The organism is Rhodococcus sp. NBC_00294 (genome assembly GCF_036163995.1).
Classification (GTDB): domain Bacteria; phylum Actinomycetota; class Actinomycetes; order Mycobacteriales; family Mycobacteriaceae; genus Rhodococcoides.
On record NZ_CP108043.1, the window covers coordinates 4,264,028 to 4,282,117 of the forward strand.

Here is an 18,090-nt window from a genome sequence, read left to right on the forward strand (position 1 = left end):
AGGATCACGCACGATCGTGTGGTTCAGCGCGCGCTCGCCCGAACAGCGCTGCCTACGGTATTGACACATCGTTGGGTTTATACAACACTTCGATATATGAGTCCGGTCAAACGCGGGACCACGCTCCCTATCCACAACCGCATCGGTGTGCTGCGCGCCGAGCGTCGGATGACCCGCGCCCAGCTCGCGGAACTCGTCGAGGTCAACCCGCAGACGGTCGGCGCACTCGAACGCGGCGACCACTACCCGAGCCTCGATCTCGCGATGCGCATCTGCGACGTGTTCGGGCTGCCGGTCGAGGCGGTGTTCTCGCGTACCGAGTTCGCGCCGCTGTCCACGGAGGTCTACCGACGCACCCAGCCCGAGGAAGGGACACCACGATGAGTGACACCGTTCTGGACCGCTATCAGGCGTTCCGCACCCGTCGATACCTGCAGAACGAGGCGCGGTACGCGCACTACCTCCCCGGCTGGCGCACCAGGTCACGGCGCCGGCTGCTGGTGTGGATTCTCGTCGCCTCGCTCGTCGCGCTCGCGGCATCGTCGATCTTCATTCTCGTCGGGCCCGAGTGGGCGCCGCTCACCTGGCTTCCCGGCGCGATCCTCATGAGCGTGTCGTGGACGACGCTGCAGATCGTCACCGGCCGCCGCAGCGATGCTCCCGCCGATGCGCTCGACGAGTGGGACCTGGAACGTCGCAACGCGGCTCGCTCGATCGGGTTCGCGATCACCCAGGGCGCGGTGACGGTTCCGGCGCTCGCACTGGTGTGGGCGACCACCTTCACCGACGATCCCCGACTGGCACTCGGTGGCGGATTCATCATACTGAGTGGTCTACTTGTCGGGATCTGCTCTCCCGGCATCATCCTCGCCTGGACGGCGCCGGTCGACGAACCGGACGAATTCCCCACTCCCACAACACACTCCCCCGAGAAAGGATCAGCATGAGCGGCTCGACTCTCGAGATCGACGACCTGCACAAGAGATACGGCGAGACCGTCGCACTCGACGGCGTCGGGTTCACCGTGAATCCCGGCGAGGTGTTCGGGTTCGTCGGCAGCAACGGTGCCGGCAAGACCACGACGATGCGCATCACCCTCGGCGTGCTGGGAGCCGATTCGGGAGAGGCACGCCTGAACGGGCAGCCCATCGACCTGAACGTGCGCCGCACCATCGGGTACATGCCGGAGGAGCGTGGGCTGTACCCGAAGATGAAGGTGGGGGCGCAGCTGAAGTACCTGGCCGAGCTGCACGGGCTGTCCACGTCCGACGCCTCCGCCGCGGTCGCGACCTGGACCGAGCGCCTCGGCATCGACGGCCGGGTGAACGACACGGTCGATTCACTGTCACTGGGAAACCAGCAGCGAGTCCAGTTGGCCGCAGCCCTGATTCACGATCCCGCCGTCCTGGTGCTGGACGAACCCTTCTCGGGTCTCGACCCCGTGGCCGTCGACACCATGAGCGAGGTGCTTCTCGAGAAGGCCCGCACCGGTGTCCCCGTGCTGTTCTCGAGCCACCAGCTCGATCTGGTGCAGCGCCTGTGCGATCGGGTCGGCATCATCGGTTCCGGCCGGATGAAGGCCGTGGGCAACGTCGACGAACTGCGCGGCAAGTCCGGCACCACCCTCGAGGTGCACGCCCCGGCCGCTCCCGCCGGCTGGGCCGACGCGCTGACCGGGGTCACCACCGTGTCGCACTCCGACGGGCGCACCAGCCTGTCGTTGGCGCCCGAGGCGGACGACCAGGCGGTGCTCGGCGCAGCGCTCGCCACCGGACCCGTGCACGAGTTCGCCCGCAGCACACCGTCCCTGACCGACCTGTACCGAGAGGTAGTGGCATGAGCGAGAAGTCGACCACCCGATCACCGCTCTCGGCGGGACGAGCCATCGCGCTCGTCGCCCGGCGCGAGTTCGACGTCCAGGTGCGGAAGAAGAGCTTCCTGATCTCCAACGCCATCGTGCTGCTGGTCATCGTCGGCGGCATCGTCGCGTTCTCGATCTTCTCCGGCGGCAGCGACTCCGAGGACCGGACGCCCCTCGGGCTGGTCGGTGACCAAAGCCTGTCCCAGACCCTCACCGCGGTGGGCGATCAACTCGGCGCTCCCGTCGAGGTCCGCGAGATCGGCTCGGCGGACGAGGCTCGCACGCAGGTCACCGACGGCGACGTGGACGTGGCGCTCGTCCCCGGGACCGGCGGCGCGTACACGGCCGTCACCGAGGACACCGTCGACGGCACCCTGAAGGCCGTCATCGACAGCGCGGTCGCCGCGCAGGCGCAGAACGACGCCCTCACCGGGCTGGGAGTCGATCCCGCCACCGTCACCTCGGCGACGAGCGCCGCCACGGTCACGGTCGAGGCCGTCGATCCGCCCGATCCCGCACAGGGTCAACGACTCGCGCTGAGTTTCATCGCCGTCATCCTGCTGTACGCCCAGATCATCACTTTCGGCATGTACGTCGCGATGGGTGTCGTGGAGGAGAAGTCGTCCCGGGTCGTCGAACTGCTGCTCTCCACCGTGCGCCCGCTGCAGCTGCTGTGGGGCAAGGTGATCGGCATCGGTGTGGTCGGACTGGTGCAGCTCACCGCGTACGGCGCCGCCGGCCTCATCGCGGGCACGGCCACAGGCACGCTCACGGTCACCGGTACCGCCGTCAGCGTCTTCGTCTCCACCATCGGCTGGTTCGTGCTGGGCTTCGCGTTCTTCGCGGTGCTCTACGCCGCCGGCGGCTCCATGGTGTCGCGCCAGGAGGACGTCAACTCGACGACCATGCCGCTGCTGATCGTGATCCTGGCGATGTTCTTCGCGGCGTTCTCGTCCATCGACGACCCGGGAGCGACACTGCCGACCGTCCTGTCGTGGATTCCCCCGTTCTCCGCCATCCTCATGCCGCTGCGCATCGCGGCGGGCGTCGCGGACCCGATCCAGATCGTGGGCACCATCGTGCTGATGATCGTCGCCACCCTGGTTCTCGCCGTCGTCGCGGCCAAGATCTACCAGCGCTCCATCCTGCGCATCGGCCGCACGGTGTCCTGGAAGGAGGCGCTCGGGCGCGCCTGATCGCACGCCATACTGAGCGCATGACGACCACGGCGCAGCAGTTCCTCGACGCGGTGCTCGATCCCGGGACGTTCCTCTCGTGGGATCGGGCACCGCTCGTCGTCGCGGCGGACGAGCAGTACCTCGCCGACCTCGAGCGCGCACGAATCCGGAGCGGAGTGGACGAGGCGGTCCTGACGGGTGCGGGCACCGTCGGCGGGCGGCGCGTCGCCGTGGTGGTGTGCGAGTTCGCGTTCCTCGCCGGATCCATCGGTGTGGCCGCGGCGGAGCGCATCACCCTGGCCGTGGAACGCGCCACGGCGGAGCGGCTTCCGCTGATCGCGTCCCCCACTTCCGGCGGCACGCGCATGCAGGAGGGCACCGCGGCGTTCGTGCAGATGGTGAAGATCGCCGCGGCGGTGACCCTGCACAAGGACGTCGGCCTGCCCTACCTCGTCCATCTCCGGCACCCCACGACGGGCGGCGTGTTCGCGTCGTGGGGATCGCTCGGCCACGTCACGTTCGCCGAACCCGGTGCCCTCATCGGGTTCCTCGGACCGCGGGTCTACCAGGCCCTCTACGGCCAGGACTTCCCCGAGGGCGTGCAGACGGCCGAGAACCTGTTCCGCTGCGGCGTGATCGACGCGGTCGTCCCTCTCGCCGATGTCCGCGGCGTCCTCGAACGGGCCCTGGTGGTTCTGCAGGACGAGCCGGAGGCGACCCCCGAGTACGCGGAACCGTCCGACGAGGGTACGGACACCTCCGTGTCGGCATGGCACTCGGTCCTGCTGAGTCGCCGCGACGACCGCCCCGGTGTGCGAGAGCTGCTGGCGGCGAACGTCTCTCATCACATCCCGCTGAGCGGCACGGGGCGCGGCGACTTCGACTCCACCGTGACCCTGTCCCTCACCCGGTTCCGCGGACGATCGTGCGTCCTGTTCGGGCAGGATCGCACCGGGCAGACGCCGGAGAACACGATGGGTCCGGGCGCTCTCCGAGAAGCGTTGCGCGGCATGCGTCTCGCGGAGCAATTGGGCCTGCCGCTGGTCCTGGTGATCGACACGCTCGGCGCATCGCTCTCACGTGAGGCCGAGGAGCACGGGTTGGCTCCCGGAATCGCGCGCTGCATCTCGACGCTGATCACGCTGCGCACTCCCACCGTGTCGGTCCTGCTGGGGCAGGGCACCGGCGGCGGCGCGCTCGCACTGCTTCCCGCCGACCGCGTCGTGGCCGCGCAGCACGCGTGGCTGGCGCCGCTCCCGCCGGAAGGGGCGAGTGCCATCGTGCACCGCGACACCGCACACGCGCCCGCGATGGCCGAGGCGCAGGGCATCCGGCCCGTCGACCTCCGGTCGGCCCGGATCGTCGACACCATCGTGCCCGAGGACCCGGATGCCGCCGACGAACCGCACCGGTTCATGGGTCGCCTCGGGACCGCGATCGCCCGCGAACTCGACACCGTCACCGCCCTCGACCCGGGCGTCCGACAGTCCGAGCGACTGCGTCGGTTCAGGACGCTGGGGCAGTAGCCTTCGCGCGGTGCCGCCGGACCGCGTCGCGGTTGGAACAGGCCGTGCCGCAGTACCGTTGGCGACCGGTACGGGAGAAGTCGGCGTAGACACGGTCGCAGTCGTCCGCCGAACACCGACCGAGACGGTGCATGCCGCGGCCCACCAGATGCAGCGCGGTACCGACGCTCACCAGCGCGCGCACGACGTCCGCGAGCGGCAGATCCGGATCCCGGTAGTGCAGGTGCCAGCCGTCGTCGGCGTGGTTCGTCAACCTCGGGTATGCCGAGGTCTGCGCGAGCAACGCGTTCAGTGCGAGCGCCCGTTGCTCGTGCGTCGGCGCGTCGACCACGCCGAGCCACTCCTCGAAGAACACCTCCGCCCGAGCCAGATCGGTGTGCATGGCCACCGTGTCGTCGGACATGCCCGCCTCGAGGCACCGACTCTCGAACTCCACCGCATCGGTCGGGGGCGAGTTCACGATGTCGACGGCCAGCCGGACCGCATATTCTCCGTAAGGGTTGAGGTGCACAAGACCATTACAGCAGACTCGTCGTCATGAGCACCGTGGAATGTCTGCATCTATGGACGGTCGAGTCCCGCCACCGCACCAGCGAGGGCACCGTCGTCTATCACCGGTGCCACTGCGGACGGCACCGCGTCACCCGGGAGACCCCGGTCCAGGAAGCGGTCGGGATCAGCTCCCCGACGTACCGGCCATGACGGGAACCATCACCGCCACGGTGACCGCGGTGTAGACGTCCTGCACCGCCTTGCGCACGGCATCGCTCGCCCACTCCCCCTGCGCGATGTCCTTGGCACGGTTCTTCACCGCGCGCTTGTCCGCATCGGGAAAGACCTTGTGCGTCGCGTCGATCGCCGACAGCAACGCCACCACCGCGGACATCCGCGCATCCGGATCGAGACCGTCGATCAGGACGGAGTGCAGCGTCTCGCGGACCCGGTCCTCGTGCGACGAATCGAGCGTCGGCCACGTGGTGGTGGGGAACAGCCCCAGGACCGTGCCCTTCTCCTCGCCGACGAACCCCCGCTCGACGACGCGGGCGACCACCTGCTCGCGAATGTCCTTGTGCAACTTCTCGACGGCCGACTTCGGCGTCATCGGACGTTTGGCCGTCTCGATCGCCTCCACGGCCCGCTCGAGTACCGGATCCGACACCGTTCGAGCGCCGGACACCGCGAGCCGGCCCTTCTTCGTCGTCTCGTTGTCGCCGGCCACCGACACGGTGCCGTCCATCGCGAGCTCGAGAATCACCGCGCCGGCGAGCACCCGCGGCAGCTTGGTGCTGTCGACGACGGGCTTGCCCGTTCCGTCGTCCAGCAGAAGAAGCAGCAGATCCTCGGCAATCAGGGTCATGTCTCGACCTTACGGAAGTGCGGCCGAGATTACAGTCGGCTCATGACCGAATCGGGCGCCTACCGCCAGGCCTACGACGCCGCTGCCGCCGACCCCGACGCCTTCTGGCTCGAGGCGGCGCGGGCGATCGACTGGGACGTCGCGCCGACCATCGCCCTGGACTCGTCGAACGCACCCTTCCACCGCTGGTTCCCGGACGGTCGACTGAACACGTGCGTCAACGCGCTCGACCGCCACGTCGCGGCCGGTGCCGGCGATCGGACCGCGCTGATCCACGATTCCGCCATGACGGGCGCGCGCGTGTCGTTCACCTACTCCGAACTCCTCGACCGGGTGTCCCGCTTCGCGGGGGCGCTCGCCGCTCGCGGCGTCGGTGCGGGTGATCGCGTCGTGCTCTACATGCCGATGATCCCGGAGGCCGTCGTCGCGATGCTCGCCTGTGCGCGCCTCGGTGCGGTCCACTCGGTGGTGTTCGGCGGGTTCGCCGCGAAGGAACTGGCCGCGCGCATCGACGACGCGGATCCCGTCGCGATCGTGACCGCCACTGGTGGTCTCGAACCCGGACGCACCGTCGACTACGTGACACCCGTCGCCGCGGCCCTCGCCATGTCGACGTCGTCCCCGCGTGCGGTCTTCCTCACGCGCCGACCGGAGATCGACATCGAGGCGCCTGGCGACTGGCTGGACTTCCATCGGGAACTCGACGCCGCGACCCCCGCGGATCCCGTGTCGGTCGCGGCGACCGATCCGCTCTACATCCTCTACACGTCGGGCACCACCGGGAAGCCGAAGGGCGTCGTCCGGGACAACGGCGGACACGCCGTCGCGCTGCGCTGGTCGATGACCAACATCTATGACGTCGGACCCGGCCAGGTCATGTGGACCGCCTCGGACGTGGGCTGGGTGGTCGGCCACAGCTACATCGTCTACGGCCCGTTGCTGGCCGGAGCGACGACGGTGCTGTACGAGGGCAAGCCCGTCGGCACCCCCGACGCGGGCGCGTTCTGGCGAGTGATCGAGGAGTACGGGGTGCGTGCGCTGTTCACGGCGCCCACGGCACTGCGCGCCGTACGCAAGGTCGATCCGGAGGCCGCGCTGCTGCGCGATCACGACGTGTCGTCCCTGGAAACCCTGTTCGTCGCCGGCGAGCGCCTGGATCCGGACACCTTCGCGTGGGCGTCCCGCATCCTGGACCGACCGGTGGTCGACCACTGGTGGCAGACCGAGACGGGGTGGGCTATCTGCGCGAATCTCCGCGGGCTGGAACCGATGCCGCTGAAGTCGGGCTCACCGACGGTGCCGGTGCCCGGGTTCCACGTCGGCATCGTCGACGGTTCGGGGGCCGAGGTACCCGCCGGCACCGAGGGCAACATCGTGCTCGAACTTCCCCTGCCGCCCGGCACACTCGCCGGACTCTGGCAGGACGACGACCGGTTCCTGTCGTCGTATCTCGCCGCGTTCGACGGGTACTACCTCACCGGCGATTCGGGCTACGTCGACGAGGACGGCTACGTCTACGTCCTGGGGCGCACCGACGACGTCATCAACGTCGCGGGGCACCGATTGTCCACGGGCAGTATCGAAGCCGTCGTCGGCGCCCACCCTGCCGTCGCCGAGTGCGCCGTGATCGGCATCCACGACGAGACGAAGGGTCAACGCCCCAGCGCCTACGTCGTGCTCAAGACCGGCGTGGACATCGACGACGACACCCTGCGCTCCGAACTCGTCGCGGCCGTTCGCGAGGACATCGGCGCCGTTGCCACGTTCCGTGACGTGACCGTCGTACAGGCGTTGCCCAAGACACGCTCGGGCAAGATCCTGCGCAAGACGATGCGCCAGATGGTCGACGGCGACGAGGTGGTGGTGCCGTCGACCATCGAGGACGCGTCCGTGCTCGACGCCCTGGCGGCCCTCTTCAGGCCCTGAAGGGACTGCACAGTCAAGACTTGAGCGCGCCGAAGCGTCGGAGCGCTTCCTCGCGCTCGTGCTTGTGGTCGACGATCGGCTCGGGATAGTCCTCCGGCCGTCCGTTCTTCAGGGCGTGCACGGCCTTGCCCTCGACACCGCGGAGTTCGGGAACCCAGCGACGCACGTAGTCGCCGTTCGGGTCGAACTTCTCGCCCTGCGTCGTGGGGTTGAACACCCGGAAGTACGGCGACGCATCGGTTCCCGTGCCCGCGGTCCACTGCCACCCGTGCTGGTTGCTGGCGATGTCGCCGTCCATCAGGTGCTGCAGGAAGAAGCGTGCACCCCGCCACCACGGCAGGTGCAGGTCCTTCACCAGGAAGGATGCGACGATCATCCGCACCCTGTTGTGCATCCAGTTCTCCGAGACCAGTTGGCGCATGCCCGCGTCGACGATGGGGAAGCCCGTCGTGCCGTCGCACCACGCCTGGAAGAGCTCGTCCGCGTGCGGCCCGGAGTCGAGCTCGATCTTGTCGAACCTCTTGTCGTAGTTCTCCCGAGCGCTGTCCGGTCGGCGAAAGAGGATGTCGGCGTAGAAGTCTCGGAAGCACAACTCGCGTCGGTACGCCTCCGAGCCGTCGTTCTTCAGTGAGGCCAGATCGGCCAGCATGGTGCGCGGATGGATGGTCCCGTACTTCAGGTGCACCGACATCCGGCTGGTGCTGTCCTTGTCCGGACGGTTGCGCTCGTCGTCGTACCCGGTCGCACGGTCGTCGCGGAAGTCCGCCCACGAGGACAGCGCCGCCTGCTCGCCGGCCTCGACGTCCGCACGGGTCTCCTCCGTCGGAATGGTCACTCGCGTGCGGCCGCCCGACACGTCGTCCGGATCGATCCACGACGCCGACGACGCGGAGGTGTCGGCGGGGCCGCGCCAGCCGTGGTCCTGCCAGCGGCGGTAGAACGGCGTGAAGACCTTGAAACCCTCGCCGTCGTCCTTGACGATGCGGCCGGGCGACACCGCGTACGGCGACCCCGTCCGCACCAGGTCGACCTTCTCGGCGACGGCGTCGTCGCGGCGTCGACCGTACGGACCGTAGTCCTCGCTCACGTGCACGGCGTCTGCTCCCACGGCCTTCGCCACGGCCGGAACCGCAGCCACCGGATCGCCCTTCACCACCATCAGGCGGCCGCCGAGCTGGTCGTCCAGCGCTGTCAACGACCGGAACAGCACGTCGCGGCGCGCGGCACCCGACGGGCCGAGGAGGTGATCGTCGAGCACGAACAGCGCCAGCACGTCCCGGCCGTCCTCGGCGGCGTGGGCCAGTGCCGGGTGGTCACCGAGGCGCAGGTCGCGGCGGAACCACAGGACGGAGGGTGCAGAAGAGCTCATGACAAACGTTCGTACCCGTTCCGCGCCCCGGCCGAACGTCAGGGTCCGGTGTAGGCCGGCTCGGCCGGTAGCATCTGCGTCTGGATCTGCGCGTCCACCAGGCCGGCGATGGCGGTGGGCGCGGTAAGCAGCGGGCCGAGCGGATCGGTTCCGGGCGGAGCGAGTTGGAGACAACTCTGCGTGCCCACCCTCGACTCGACGGCCGGGCCGTCGTTGTCCAACGCGTCGGCCAGCATCGCGATCGCCGTGGCGTCCGACGGAAGCAGGACGTGGGAGACGTACTTCAGGGGGCAGACGTCCTGGATCACCAGGTTCGACGCCCCGGCCATCGCGCCGGCGGCCGGGGCCGGTCGCACCAGCTCGTCGAACGCCGTCGAGATCGTGGTGGCCGACGTGCCCGCCGGGAACGGCGTCGACGTCAGTGCGGCCATGAAGTCGGAACCCTCCGAGAACTGCCAGATGGGCGCCGCACAGCCGCCCAGCGCCGCGCACACCGCATCGGTGTCCTGCGGAGCACCCACCGGAGCGAGCCCGACCACGTCGTCCACCACCGCGGCGACCTCGGGATCGGACTTCACCGCCCACGCCGCGAGAGTTCCGCCCTGGCTGTGGCCGACCAGATCGACCGGGCCACCGCGGGTGTTCGCGGTGCGCAGCACGGCGTCCACGACGAAGCGGGTGCTGATCTGCACGTCGACCGTCGCACGCCGAGGTAGTTCCACCGTGCAGAACGGTCGACCGGTCTGCGTGAGCCACGGTTCGAGCACCGCGCCGAAGTCCTCGACACTGTTCGTCCAAGTGCCGTGCACCAACACCACAGGGTCCTCCGCCGCACCCGCGACGTCGCCGCTGCACGCGTAGGTGGAGCCGACGGCCGGGTCGGCGGGCGCTGCGACCGCCGTGACGGCGCTGACCACCACCGTCGCCGCCACCGCGGTCAGGACCAACCCGACCCGAACCGGTAGCGCGAACAACGACCCTGCATTCCACCCTGACGATCCTGATCCCGACGACCCCATGCCGCATCACCCCCGACGGGGAAGCTACCGCCCGCCGGAGGTGGTGCCGCACGGAAAACGGACATTCGGCACGCCTCGAGTGAATGTCACCAGCGCGCCGCGTGCATCACAGGACGAACAACATCTCCTGGTAGGTCGGCAGCGGCCACAGGTCGTCGGCGACGATGTCCTCGAGCTGATCGGCCGCCGCCCGCACCTCCGCCATGGCCGGAAGGAGTGCGTCCCTGGCGTGGGTCGCCTCGCCGAGCGCGTCGTGCCCGGTGTCGGCGTCCAGCGCGCCCTTCAGCGTCGCCAGCCCGGCCCGCAGAGCCGCGAGCGGCACGGACACGGTGTCCAGCGGTGCCCTGTCGATCTCCACGCCCACCGCCTGCAGCGCGGCCAGGTTCTGGGCGACCTCCGTCTGGTACCGCACTGCCGCCGGCAGCACGATGGTGGTGCCCATCTCGAGCGTCAACCGAGCCTCCACACCGATGGTGAGTGCGTACTGCTCGAGCCCGATCTCGTAGCGGCTGTGCATCTCTCGCGAGTTGAACACGTCGTACTTCGAGAAGAGGGCCAGTGCGTCGTCGGTGATGAGCTCCGGCAATGCGTCCAGAGTCGTGCGCAGGTTGGCGAGACCCCGCGCCTCCGCCTCGATGGGCCAGTTCTCCGAGTACCCGTCACCGTTGAAGACGACGGCCCCGTGGTCGGTGATGATCTGCGTCAACAGATTCTGGACGGCAGTGTCGAAGTCGACGCCGTCCGCGACCGCCGTCTCGAGCTCGGTGGCCATGTGGTCGAGCGACTCGGCCATGATCGTGTTGATGACGACCATCGGCTCGTTCACCGTCTGCATCGACCCCGGGGCGCGGAACTCGAATCGGTTGCCGGTGAACGCGAACGGGCTCGTACGGTTGCGGTCGCCCGGATCGGTGGGCAGCACGGGTAGCGTGTCCGCCCCGATCATCATGGTGCCCTTGCCCTTCGAGGACGTCGCCGCGCCCTTGGCGATCTGGTCGAAGACGTCGGCGAGCTGGTCACCCAGGAAGATCGAGATGATGGCCGGCGGAGCCTCGTTCGCGCCGAGTCGGTGATCGTTCGTGGCCGACGCCACCGATGCACGCAGCAGCCCGGCGTACTTGTGCACCGCGCGGATCACCGCAGCACAGAAGACGAGGAACTGTGCGTTGTCGTGCGGGGTGTCCCCCGGGACCAGGAGGCTGCCGAGCTCGGAGTTGCCCAACGAGAAGTTGACGTGCTTACCCGACCCGTTGACGCCCTCGAACGGCTTCTCGTGGAACAGGATCTCCATGCCGTGCTTCTTGGCGATGGTCTTGAACGTCGTCATGAGCAGTTGCTGGTGATCCGCGGCGATGTTGCCGCGCTCGAACATCGGCGCGATCTCGAACTGTCCGGGCGCCACCTCGTTGTGCCGGGTCTTGGCCGGGATGCCGAGCTTGAACAGTTCGCGCTCGGTGTCCATCATGAAGCCCAGGACGCGTTCGGGAATCGCGCCGAAATAGTGGTCGTCGAACTCCTGGCCCTTGGGCGGCTTCGCACCGAACAGGGTGCGCCCCGCGTTGAGCAGATCCGGACGCGCCAGGAAGAAGTGCCGGTCGACGAGGAAGTACTCCTGCTCCGGTCCGCAGAAGGACACGACGTGCTCGGGATCCTCGTGTCCGAAGAGCGTCAGGATGCGCTCGGCGTGCCGGCCCATCGCCTGCTGGGAGCGCAGCAGACCCGTCTTGTGGTCCAGTGCCTCACCGGTCATCGACACGAACACCGTCGGGATGCACAGCGTGTTGCCGTTCGGATTCTCGAGGACGTACGCCGGGCTGGTGACGTCCCACCCCGTGTAACCACGCGCCTCGAAAGTGTTGCGCAGACCGCCGTTCGGGAAACTCGACGCGTCGGGTTCGCCCTGGATCAGCGTCTTGCCGGCGAACTCCGCCAACGCGGAACCGTCCGACACCGGCTCGAGGAAACTGTCATGCTTCTCCGCCGTCAGACCCGTCAGCGGGTAGAACACGTGCGCGTAGTGCGTCGCACCCTTCTCGATGGCCCAGTCCTTCATCGCGGACGCCACCGCGTCGGCCACCATCGGATCGAGCGGCGCACCGTGCTCGATCGTCTTCATCACCGACTTGTAGACCGACTTCGGCAGGCGCTTCTGCATCACCACGCGGTTGAACACGTTCTCGCCGAAGACCTGACCCGGAGTCTCCGTGTCGGTGTAGCTGACGGCGGGAGGCTGGTACGCCTCGACCGCTCGCAGAGCCTGGAGACGGACCGTGTTCGCGCTCATCGTGATACCCCTTGCATGCTCGACCCCGACCGCGCTGGATGCACCGACGGCTTCGAGAGACGATAGAGACGCTCTGTTCCGGGAAGATTGCGCAGACGTGACCACCGCGATCGTTCCCGGCCCGGCCGGTTGTGTGCAGTGATCCGCGGTGAGCGCGGATCACTGCACACAGGTCGACTCCCGCGGCGCGGGGCGCAACCGCACACCACGGGCGTTCCGGCACAATCGACGGATGACCGCTCCGGACCAGCCCACCGTCCTCGTGGTGGACGACGACGTCGACGTGCTGGCCTCGATCGAGCGCGGACTGCGGCTGTCCGGGTTCACCGTGCTCACCGCTCGCGACGGCGCCGCCGCTCTCGACCTCGTCGGTGCACGGGATCCGGACGTCGTGGTGCTGGACATGAACATGCCCGTCCTCGACGGCAATGGCGTGGTCACCGCATTGCGCGCCCGCGGCAACGACGTCCCGGTGTGCGTCCTGAGCGCGCGCAGTTCCGTCGACGACCGCATCGCGGGCCTCGAGTCCGGCGCCGACGACTACCTGACCAAGCCGTTCGTCCTCGCCGAACTGGTGGCACGCATCAACGCGATGCTGCGCCGCCGCGGCACGATCGGCTCCAGCGTCCCGGCCACTGCCGCCGTGGTGGTCGGGCCGCTGAGCCTCGACGAGCCGGGCCACCGCGCCACCATCGACGGGCGGCCCCTCGATCTCACGAAGCGCGAGTTCGAACTCCTCGCCGTCCTCGCGCACAACGCCGGAGTGGTGCTCAGCCGGGAGCGGCTCCTGGAACTGGTGTGGGGGTACGACTTCGTGGCCGACACCAACGTCGTCGACGTCTTCGTCGGGTACCTGCGCCGGAAGATGGAGAGCGGTGGGGTGCCACGGATCCTGCACACCGTCCGCGGCGTCGGCTTCGTCCTGCGCACGGCTTCATGAAGCTCCTCCGGCCTTCCCGGCGCATGAAAACTCTCCGGCCCTCCCGGGTCTTCTCGCTGCGCGCCCGCGTGGCCGCCGCCACCGCCCTGGGCGCCCTCATCATCGTCTCGCTCGTCGGTTGGTACGTCGCAGCGGCCATCTCCCGCAACAACATCCTGCAGCTCGACCGTCGGCTCGAGACCGCATCGGAGGTGGTGGTGCCGCGTGCGCAGACGTTCGAGATGTTCCTCGGGAGCCTGAGCAGGTCCGAGGCCTTCGCCATCACGATCAGGCAGACCGATCAGGTGCGGGCCAGTACTCAGCCGCAGCTCCCCGCGATGCCGCTCGGTTCGGCGACCGCCGACGTCGACGGCACCCCGTTCCGCGTCTACACCGCCGCGGTGCCGGACCGGACGGACGTCACCGTGTCCATCGCGGTGCCGTTGTCGGAGGCGCAGGACATCACGGACGACCAGCAGCGGCAGGTGCTGCAGGCCGGCGCTCTGGCGGTCGGCGCGTCGACGGCACTCGGCTGGATCCTCGGCGGACGGGCCGTGCGCCCGTTGATGAGGCTCACGCACGACGTCGCGAAGGACCCGCCGACACCACCCCGCAAGTCGACGGGTGTGCGGGAGGCGGACGCCCTCGCGGCCGCCGTCGGCGACATGCTGCAGCGAGTGTCGGACGCCCAGGCGCGCACCGAGAGCGCCCTCGAGACGGCCCGCGACTTCGCCGCCGTGTCGGCGCACGAGCTGCGGACGCCGCTGACCGCCATGCGTACCGACATCGAGGTGCTGCGCACGCTCGATCTCTCGGCCGAGCAGCGGCAGGAGATCCTCGACGACCTGCAGCGCACGCAGGGCCGGGTGGAATCGACTCTCGCCGCGCTGGAACGGCTGGCCACCGGAGAGCTGACCACCGACGCGGACCGGGTGGGCGTGGACGTCGTGGAGATCGCCGACCTCGTCGCACGGGACGCCGCGCGGACGTTGCCGGAGACGCGGGTGCGGGTGGAGGCCGACGGGCCGGTGTCCGCCCTGGGCCATCCCACGGGACTACGGTTGGCGCTCGACAACGCCGTGCTCAATGCCGTGCGTCACGGCGGCGCGACGACCGTGGTGATCAGCGTGGCGCGCACGGCGGCGGGTGCGCGAATCAGCGTGGACGACAACGGGTCCGGCGTCCCGGAGGACGAGCGGGAACGTGTCTTCGGACGCTTCGAGCGCGGATCACGAGCCGCGGCGGGCGGATCCGGACTCGGGCTCGCACTGGTCGCCCAGCAGGCTCACCTGCACGGTGGAACGGTGCATCTGGAGGCGAGCCCACTGGGCGGTGCGAGGTTGGTGCTCGACGTGGCGTGAGACCGTCGAATCTGCGGAGCAGAGGTCAGGCGTTCAGCAGATCGATGACGAAGACGAGCGTCTTGCCCGACAGCCGATGTCCGGCGCCTGCGGGGCCGTAGGCGAGCTCCGGCGGGATGGTGAGCTGACGGCGTCCGCCGACCTTCATGCCGGGAATGCCGTCCTGCCAGCCCTGGATGAGGCCGCGCAGCGGGAAGGTGATGGACTCGCCGCGGTTCCAGGACGAGTCGAACTCCTCGCCGCTCTCGAACTCGACGCCCACGTAGTGGACCTCGACGGTGCCGCCGGGAACGGCTTCCGCGCCGTCACCGACCGTGATGTCCTGGACCACGAGGTCGGTAGGAGGGGGGCCGGCCTGGAACTCGATCTCGGGCTTGGTCACGATGAACTCCTGTAGTCGACTGATACCGAACGACGATGTCCTGTACCGATCGACTGTAACGTGACTGCGCTCAGCCTATCGGGGACGGCATGGCGACGGTGCGGTAAGCGCAGGTCAGAGTCCGATCGGTCGCCGGGTCGCGCAGCTCGACCTTCCACGCACTCGCGAACTGGTCCACCCCCGGAACCATCGACACCGTGCCGGACATCAGCACCGTGCCCGCCCGGAAGAGCCCCCGCTCGGTGAGGACGTCGAGCCAGTGATCGGGCGAGAGCAGATCGCCCAGAGTGCCGTCCTGGATGAGGGTCTCGTCGTCTCCGACCCGGGCGCGCAGCGTGATGTCGTCGAGGCGGTCGGCCACCTCCGCGAGCCGCCAGGCCCCGGTGCCGAGCACGTCGGGTGAGGCGTTCTTGCTCCACGCGACGCTGTGCACCTCGAGATCGCGATCGGTGTGGTCGCACGCGACGGTCAGCAGCACGTCGTCGCGGGTGGGACCCGTGATCACCAGTGCCCACTCCGCCTCGCCCGAGGTGTGTCCGTGCTGGACGTGCACCTCGGAGGTCTGCTGTGCCAGGTAGGGCGAAATGGGGTACATCGCCGGAATGGTGGTCGGTGCGGGAACGCCGAGCTCGGCCAGTTCGGCGATGTGGGACGCGACCTCGGCCTGGTCACGGCCCGCGTACCCGGCGTTCAGGAGTGTGGTCACGGTGACCGACTCGGTGGAACCGTCGGGAAGTTCGAAGGTCAGTGTCGTCATCATTTCTCCTGTTACTTCTCTGTTTCGGGAGCGCTCGAGGGGTTGCGCATACGTCTTGTATACAGCAAGTATATGAAACACGACACCCGAAAGGACATCCCATGGACGGCACGACACCCGACGGCCGAGGGGCGGTGCGTCCCGACCGGACTGCGCTGACCAAGGCTTTCGCTGCCAGCCTCACCGGTACGGCACTGGAGTGGTACGACTTCGCGGTCTACTCCGCGTCGGCCGCACTGATCTTCCCCATCATCTTCTTCCCGGAGAGCGACCCGTTGACGGGAACGCTGCTCGCGTTCTCGACCTACGCCGTGGGATACGTCGCGCGGCCGATCGGCGGGTTCGTCTTCGGCCGCCTCGGCGACGTCATCGGACGCAAACAGTTGCTCGTCATCACGTTGTTGCTCATCGGCGTCACGACGTTCCTCATCGGACTGCTGCCGGGCTACGCGACCATCGGCGTCGCGGCGCCGATCATCCTGGTGGCGTTGCGCTTCGCACAGGGCGTCGCCGTCGGTGGCGAGTGGGGCGGTGCCGTCCTGCTCTCGAGCGAGTACGGCAATCCGCGCAAGCGTGGATTCTGGTCGTCCGCGGCGCAGATCGGCCCGCCCGCCGGCAACCTGATGGCCAACGGCGCTCTCGCGGCCCTCACCTTCGCCCTCACCGAGGAACAGTTCGAGTCGTGGGGCTGGCGCGTGGCGTTCCTGCTGTCGGCCGTGCTGGTCGGCTTCGGGCTGTGGATCCGCCTCGAGCTGGAGGACACCCCGGTGTTCAAGGCGCTGCAGGAGAGCGGCGACCGACCCGAGGCACCGATCGCCGAGGTCTTCCGCGAGCAGAGCCGCCCCCTGATCGCCGCGATCCTCTCGCGCATCGCACCCGACGTCATCTACGCCCTCTTCACCGTCTTCTCCATCACCTACGGCGTGCAGAAGCTCGGCTTCGTGCGCAGCGAGGTGCTGTGACGGCCATCCTCATCGGCTCGGCGTTCCAGCTGGCCACCATTCCACTGGCGGGCGCACTGTCCGACATCGTGAACCGGCGACTGCTCTACGCCGTCGCCGCCGTGGGCGGCGTCGTGTGGGTGGCCGTCTTCTTCCTCCTCATCGGCGGCAGCTCGTTCGGCATGCTCGTCCTGGGCGCCGTCGTCGGACTGACGTTCCACTCGTTCATGTACGGGCCGCAGGCCGCGTTCGTGACGGAGCAGTTCTCGCTGCGCCTGCGCTCCACCGGTGCCTCGCTGGCGTACACGATCGCCGGCGTCTTCGGCGGCGCGATCGCTCCGCTCATGTTCACGTTCCTGCTCGACCGCACCGACAGCTGGGTGCCCGTCTTCGTCTACATCATGGCGATGGGTGTGCTCACCGTCCTCGGCCTGGCACTCGGCCGTGGTCCCGATCCTGCGGAGGAGGAGAGCTACGTCGCGCAGAACCTCGGCGCCGAGCAGCTCTCGGCGCGGGAGAGCTAGCCGCGCAGCAGGATTCGCATGGTGACGTCCAGGTGTGCATCGATCTGCGCGGACGCCGCGGCCAGATCCCCCGAGGCCAACGCGTCGACGATCGCGCGATGCTCGGTGCACACCTGGCGCTTGCGGTCGGGAGCGCCGAACAGCGCGGACAACCCGGCACGCAACTGCCGCGCCCGCAGCCCGGCGTACGTCCGGGACAGCAACTCGCTGCCTGCGGAGTCGATCAGTTCCTGGTGGAACGTCCCGTCGAGGTCGATGAAGGTTCGAGCGTGATCCTCGGCGGCACCGGCAGCCAGTGCCTCCTGCGACTCCAGAGTGGCCGTCATCGCCGCGATGGGTACGTTCCCAGCGTCGATCGCCTTCTCCGCGGCGTGCCGTTCGAGCACGCCGCGCAGGTCCATCAGTTCACCGATCTGGCGCCCGGACATCGGCGGCACGTACGCGCCCCGGCCGCGCACCATCTCAATGAGACCCTCGGACACCAACAGCAGCAACGCTTCTCGGACCGGGGTGCGCGACACCCCGATCTGCGACGCCAGCTCGCCCTCGTTCAGGAACGTGCCCGTGAACGCCGGTTCGGACAGCACGCGGTCGCGGAGATAGACATAGGCACGCTCGCGACCGGACTGTTCTTGCATACTGTGTGTATACCAGTCACGACCCTCGACACCCCGCACGCCGACGTC

The 18,090-nt window shown here is 68.7% G+C and carries 18 protein-coding genes; 10 read left to right on the forward strand and 8 right to left on the reverse strand.

Annotated features, from left to right (window positions below):
* The first annotated feature begins 96 nt into the window (after positions 1 to 96).
* The 5 genes from OHB23_RS19945 to OHB23_RS19965 are packed head-to-tail and all read left to right on the forward strand — an operon-like array spanning position 97 to position 4,565.
* Complete coding sequence (locus OHB23_RS19945; RefSeq protein ID WP_027504195.1) at positions 97 to 384, forward strand: helix-turn-helix transcriptional regulator; 288 nt, start codon at positions 97 to 99, stop codon at positions 382 to 384.
* Entirely contained in the window at positions 381 to 947 is a 567-nt protein-coding gene (locus OHB23_RS19950) for a hypothetical protein (RefSeq protein ID WP_328810234.1), read from the forward strand. The genes OHB23_RS19945 and OHB23_RS19950 overlap by 4 nt, the downstream gene beginning before the upstream one ends.
* The gene (locus OHB23_RS19955) at positions 944 to 1,840 is read left to right on the forward strand and encodes an ABC transporter ATP-binding protein (protein WP_328810235.1); all 897 of its coding nucleotides are present in this window, start codon (positions 944 to 946) and stop codon (positions 1,838 to 1,840) included. The genes OHB23_RS19950 and OHB23_RS19955 overlap by 4 nt, the downstream gene beginning before the upstream one ends.
* Positions 1,837 to 3,057, forward strand: a complete 1,221-nt coding sequence (locus tag OHB23_RS19960; RefSeq protein ID WP_027504197.1) for an ABC transporter permease — start codon at positions 1,837 to 1,839, stop codon at positions 3,055 to 3,057. The genes OHB23_RS19955 and OHB23_RS19960 overlap by 4 nt, the downstream gene beginning before the upstream one ends.
* Before the next feature lie 20 nt (positions 3,058 to 3,077).
* The gene (locus tag OHB23_RS19965) at positions 3,078 to 4,565 is read left to right on the forward strand and encodes a carboxyl transferase domain-containing protein (protein ID WP_328810236.1); all 1,488 of its coding nucleotides are present in this window, start codon (positions 3,078 to 3,080) and stop codon (positions 4,563 to 4,565) included.
* Here the strand turns inward: OHB23_RS19965 and OHB23_RS19970 are convergent.
* Both OHB23_RS19970 and OHB23_RS19975 read right to left on the reverse strand, forming a co-directional pair.
* Positions 4,546 to 5,076: a CGNR zinc finger domain-containing protein gene (locus tag OHB23_RS19970; RefSeq protein ID WP_027504199.1), complete on the reverse strand. Its 531-nt coding sequence runs from the start codon at positions 5,074 to 5,076 to the stop codon at positions 4,546 to 4,548. The genes OHB23_RS19965 and OHB23_RS19970 overlap by 20 nt on opposite strands.
* A 165-nt stretch (positions 5,077 to 5,241) precedes the next feature.
* Complete coding sequence (locus OHB23_RS19975) at positions 5,242 to 5,922, reverse strand: GOLPH3/VPS74 family protein (RefSeq protein WP_328810237.1); 681 nt, start codon at positions 5,920 to 5,922, stop codon at positions 5,242 to 5,244.
* 42 nt (positions 5,923 to 5,964) lie between these two features.
* On the opposite strand from OHB23_RS19975, the gene OHB23_RS19980 reads away from it, so the two are divergent.
* Positions 5,965 to 7,848: a propionyl-CoA synthetase gene (locus tag OHB23_RS19980; protein WP_222627750.1), complete on the forward strand. Its 1,884-nt coding sequence runs from the start codon at positions 5,965 to 5,967 to the stop codon at positions 7,846 to 7,848.
* 13 nt (positions 7,849 to 7,861) lie between these two features.
* Here OHB23_RS19980 and OHB23_RS19985 read toward each other — a convergent pair whose 3' ends face one another.
* The 3 genes from OHB23_RS19985 to OHB23_RS19995 all read right to left on the reverse strand — a co-directional run bounded on the left by OHB23_RS19985 (position 7,862) and on the right by OHB23_RS19995 (position 12,520).
* A complete protein-coding gene (locus OHB23_RS19985) occupies positions 7,862 to 9,217 on the reverse strand; it encodes a cryptochrome/photolyase family protein (protein WP_328810238.1) in 1,356 nt (451 codons plus the stop codon).
* A gap of 38 nt (positions 9,218 to 9,255) precedes the next feature.
* On the reverse strand, positions 9,256 to 10,191 hold the full coding sequence (locus tag OHB23_RS19990; protein ID WP_328810239.1) for an esterase/lipase family protein: 936 nt from the start codon (positions 10,189 to 10,191) through the stop codon (positions 9,256 to 9,258).
* A gap of 151 nt (positions 10,192 to 10,342) precedes the next feature.
* On the reverse strand, positions 10,343 to 12,520 hold the full coding sequence (locus OHB23_RS19995; RefSeq protein ID WP_328810240.1) for a glutamine synthetase III family protein: 2,178 nt from the start codon (positions 12,518 to 12,520) through the stop codon (positions 10,343 to 10,345).
* 232 nt (positions 12,521 to 12,752) lie between these two features.
* Between OHB23_RS19995 and OHB23_RS20000 the strand changes: the two genes are divergently transcribed.
* Positions 12,753 to 13,460, forward strand: a complete 708-nt coding sequence (locus OHB23_RS20000) for a response regulator transcription factor (protein WP_328810241.1) — start codon at positions 12,753 to 12,755, stop codon at positions 13,458 to 13,460.
* A complete protein-coding gene (locus OHB23_RS20005; RefSeq protein WP_328810242.1) occupies positions 13,457 to 14,800 on the forward strand; it encodes a sensor histidine kinase in 1,344 nt (447 codons plus the stop codon). The genes OHB23_RS20000 and OHB23_RS20005 overlap by 4 nt, the downstream gene beginning before the upstream one ends.
* Before the next feature lie 25 nt (positions 14,801 to 14,825).
* On the opposite strand, the gene OHB23_RS20010 is transcribed toward OHB23_RS20005, so the two are convergent.
* On the reverse strand, positions 14,826 to 15,182 hold the full coding sequence (locus OHB23_RS20010) for an FKBP-type peptidyl-prolyl cis-trans isomerase (RefSeq protein WP_027504206.1): 357 nt from the start codon (positions 15,180 to 15,182) through the stop codon (positions 14,826 to 14,828).
* 70 nt (positions 15,183 to 15,252) lie between these two features.
* Entirely contained in the window at positions 15,253 to 15,939 is a 687-nt protein-coding gene (locus OHB23_RS20015) for a DUF2848 domain-containing protein (RefSeq protein WP_056447514.1), read from the reverse strand.
* A 101-nt stretch (positions 15,940 to 16,040) separates the two neighbouring features.
* On the opposite strand from OHB23_RS20015, the gene OHB23_RS20020 reads away from it, so the two are divergent.
* Together OHB23_RS20020 and OHB23_RS20025 are read left to right on the forward strand one after the other, a co-directional pair.
* Positions 16,041 to 16,901: an MFS transporter gene (locus OHB23_RS20020; protein ID WP_328810243.1), complete on the forward strand. Its 861-nt coding sequence runs from the start codon at positions 16,041 to 16,043 to the stop codon at positions 16,899 to 16,901.
* Positions 16,898 to 17,404 (forward strand): MFS transporter, encoded by a 507-nt coding sequence (locus OHB23_RS20025; protein WP_328810244.1) that lies wholly within the window; start codon positions 16,898 to 16,900, stop codon positions 17,402 to 17,404. The genes OHB23_RS20020 and OHB23_RS20025 overlap by 4 nt, the downstream gene beginning before the upstream one ends.
* Here the strand turns inward: OHB23_RS20025 and OHB23_RS20030 are convergent.
* Positions 17,401 to 18,042: a GntR family transcriptional regulator gene (locus tag OHB23_RS20030; RefSeq protein WP_027504209.1), complete on the reverse strand. Its 642-nt coding sequence runs from the start codon at positions 18,040 to 18,042 to the stop codon at positions 17,401 to 17,403. The genes OHB23_RS20025 and OHB23_RS20030 overlap by 4 nt on opposite strands.
* Positions 18,043 to 18,090 lie beyond the last annotated feature (48 nt).

Coding starts and splice junctions, on each gene's coding strand:
- OHB23_RS19945 (WP_027504195.1), top strand. CDS start 97: ATGAGTCCGGTCAAACGCGGGACCACGCTCCCTATCCACAACCGCATC.
- OHB23_RS19950 (WP_328810234.1), top strand. CDS start 381: ATGAGTGACACCGTTCTGGACCGCTATCAGGCGTTCCGCACCCGTCGA.
- OHB23_RS19955 (WP_328810235.1), top strand. CDS start 944: ATGAGCGGCTCGACTCTCGAGATCGACGACCTGCACAAGAGATACGGC.
- OHB23_RS19960 (WP_027504197.1), top strand. CDS start 1,837: ATGAGCGAGAAGTCGACCACCCGATCACCGCTCTCGGCGGGACGAGCC.
- OHB23_RS19965 (WP_328810236.1), top strand. CDS start 3,078: ATGACGACCACGGCGCAGCAGTTCCTCGACGCGGTGCTCGATCCCGGG.
- OHB23_RS19975 (WP_328810237.1), bottom strand. CDS start 5,922: ATGACCCTGATTGCCGAGGATCTGCTGCTTCTTCTGCTGGACGACGGA.
- OHB23_RS19980 (WP_222627750.1), top strand. CDS start 5,965: ATGACCGAATCGGGCGCCTACCGCCAGGCCTACGACGCCGCTGCCGCC.
- OHB23_RS19985 (WP_328810238.1), bottom strand. CDS start 9,217: ATGAGCTCTTCTGCACCCTCCGTCCTGTGGTTCCGCCGCGACCTGCGC.
- OHB23_RS19995 (WP_328810240.1), bottom strand. CDS start 12,520: ATGAGCGCGAACACGGTCCGTCTCCAGGCTCTGCGAGCGGTCGAGGCG.
- OHB23_RS20000 (WP_328810241.1), top strand. CDS start 12,753: ATGACCGCTCCGGACCAGCCCACCGTCCTCGTGGTGGACGACGACGTC.
- OHB23_RS20005 (WP_328810242.1), top strand. CDS start 13,457: ATGAAGCTCCTCCGGCCTTCCCGGCGCATGAAAACTCTCCGGCCCTCC.
- OHB23_RS20015 (WP_056447514.1), bottom strand. CDS start 15,939: ATGACGACACTGACCTTCGAACTTCCCGACGGTTCCACCGAGTCGGTC.
- OHB23_RS20020 (WP_328810243.1), top strand. CDS start 16,041: ATGGACGGCACGACACCCGACGGCCGAGGGGCGGTGCGTCCCGACCGG.
- OHB23_RS20030 (WP_027504209.1), bottom strand. CDS start 18,042: ATGCAAGAACAGTCCGGTCGCGAGCGTGCCTATGTCTATCTCCGCGAC.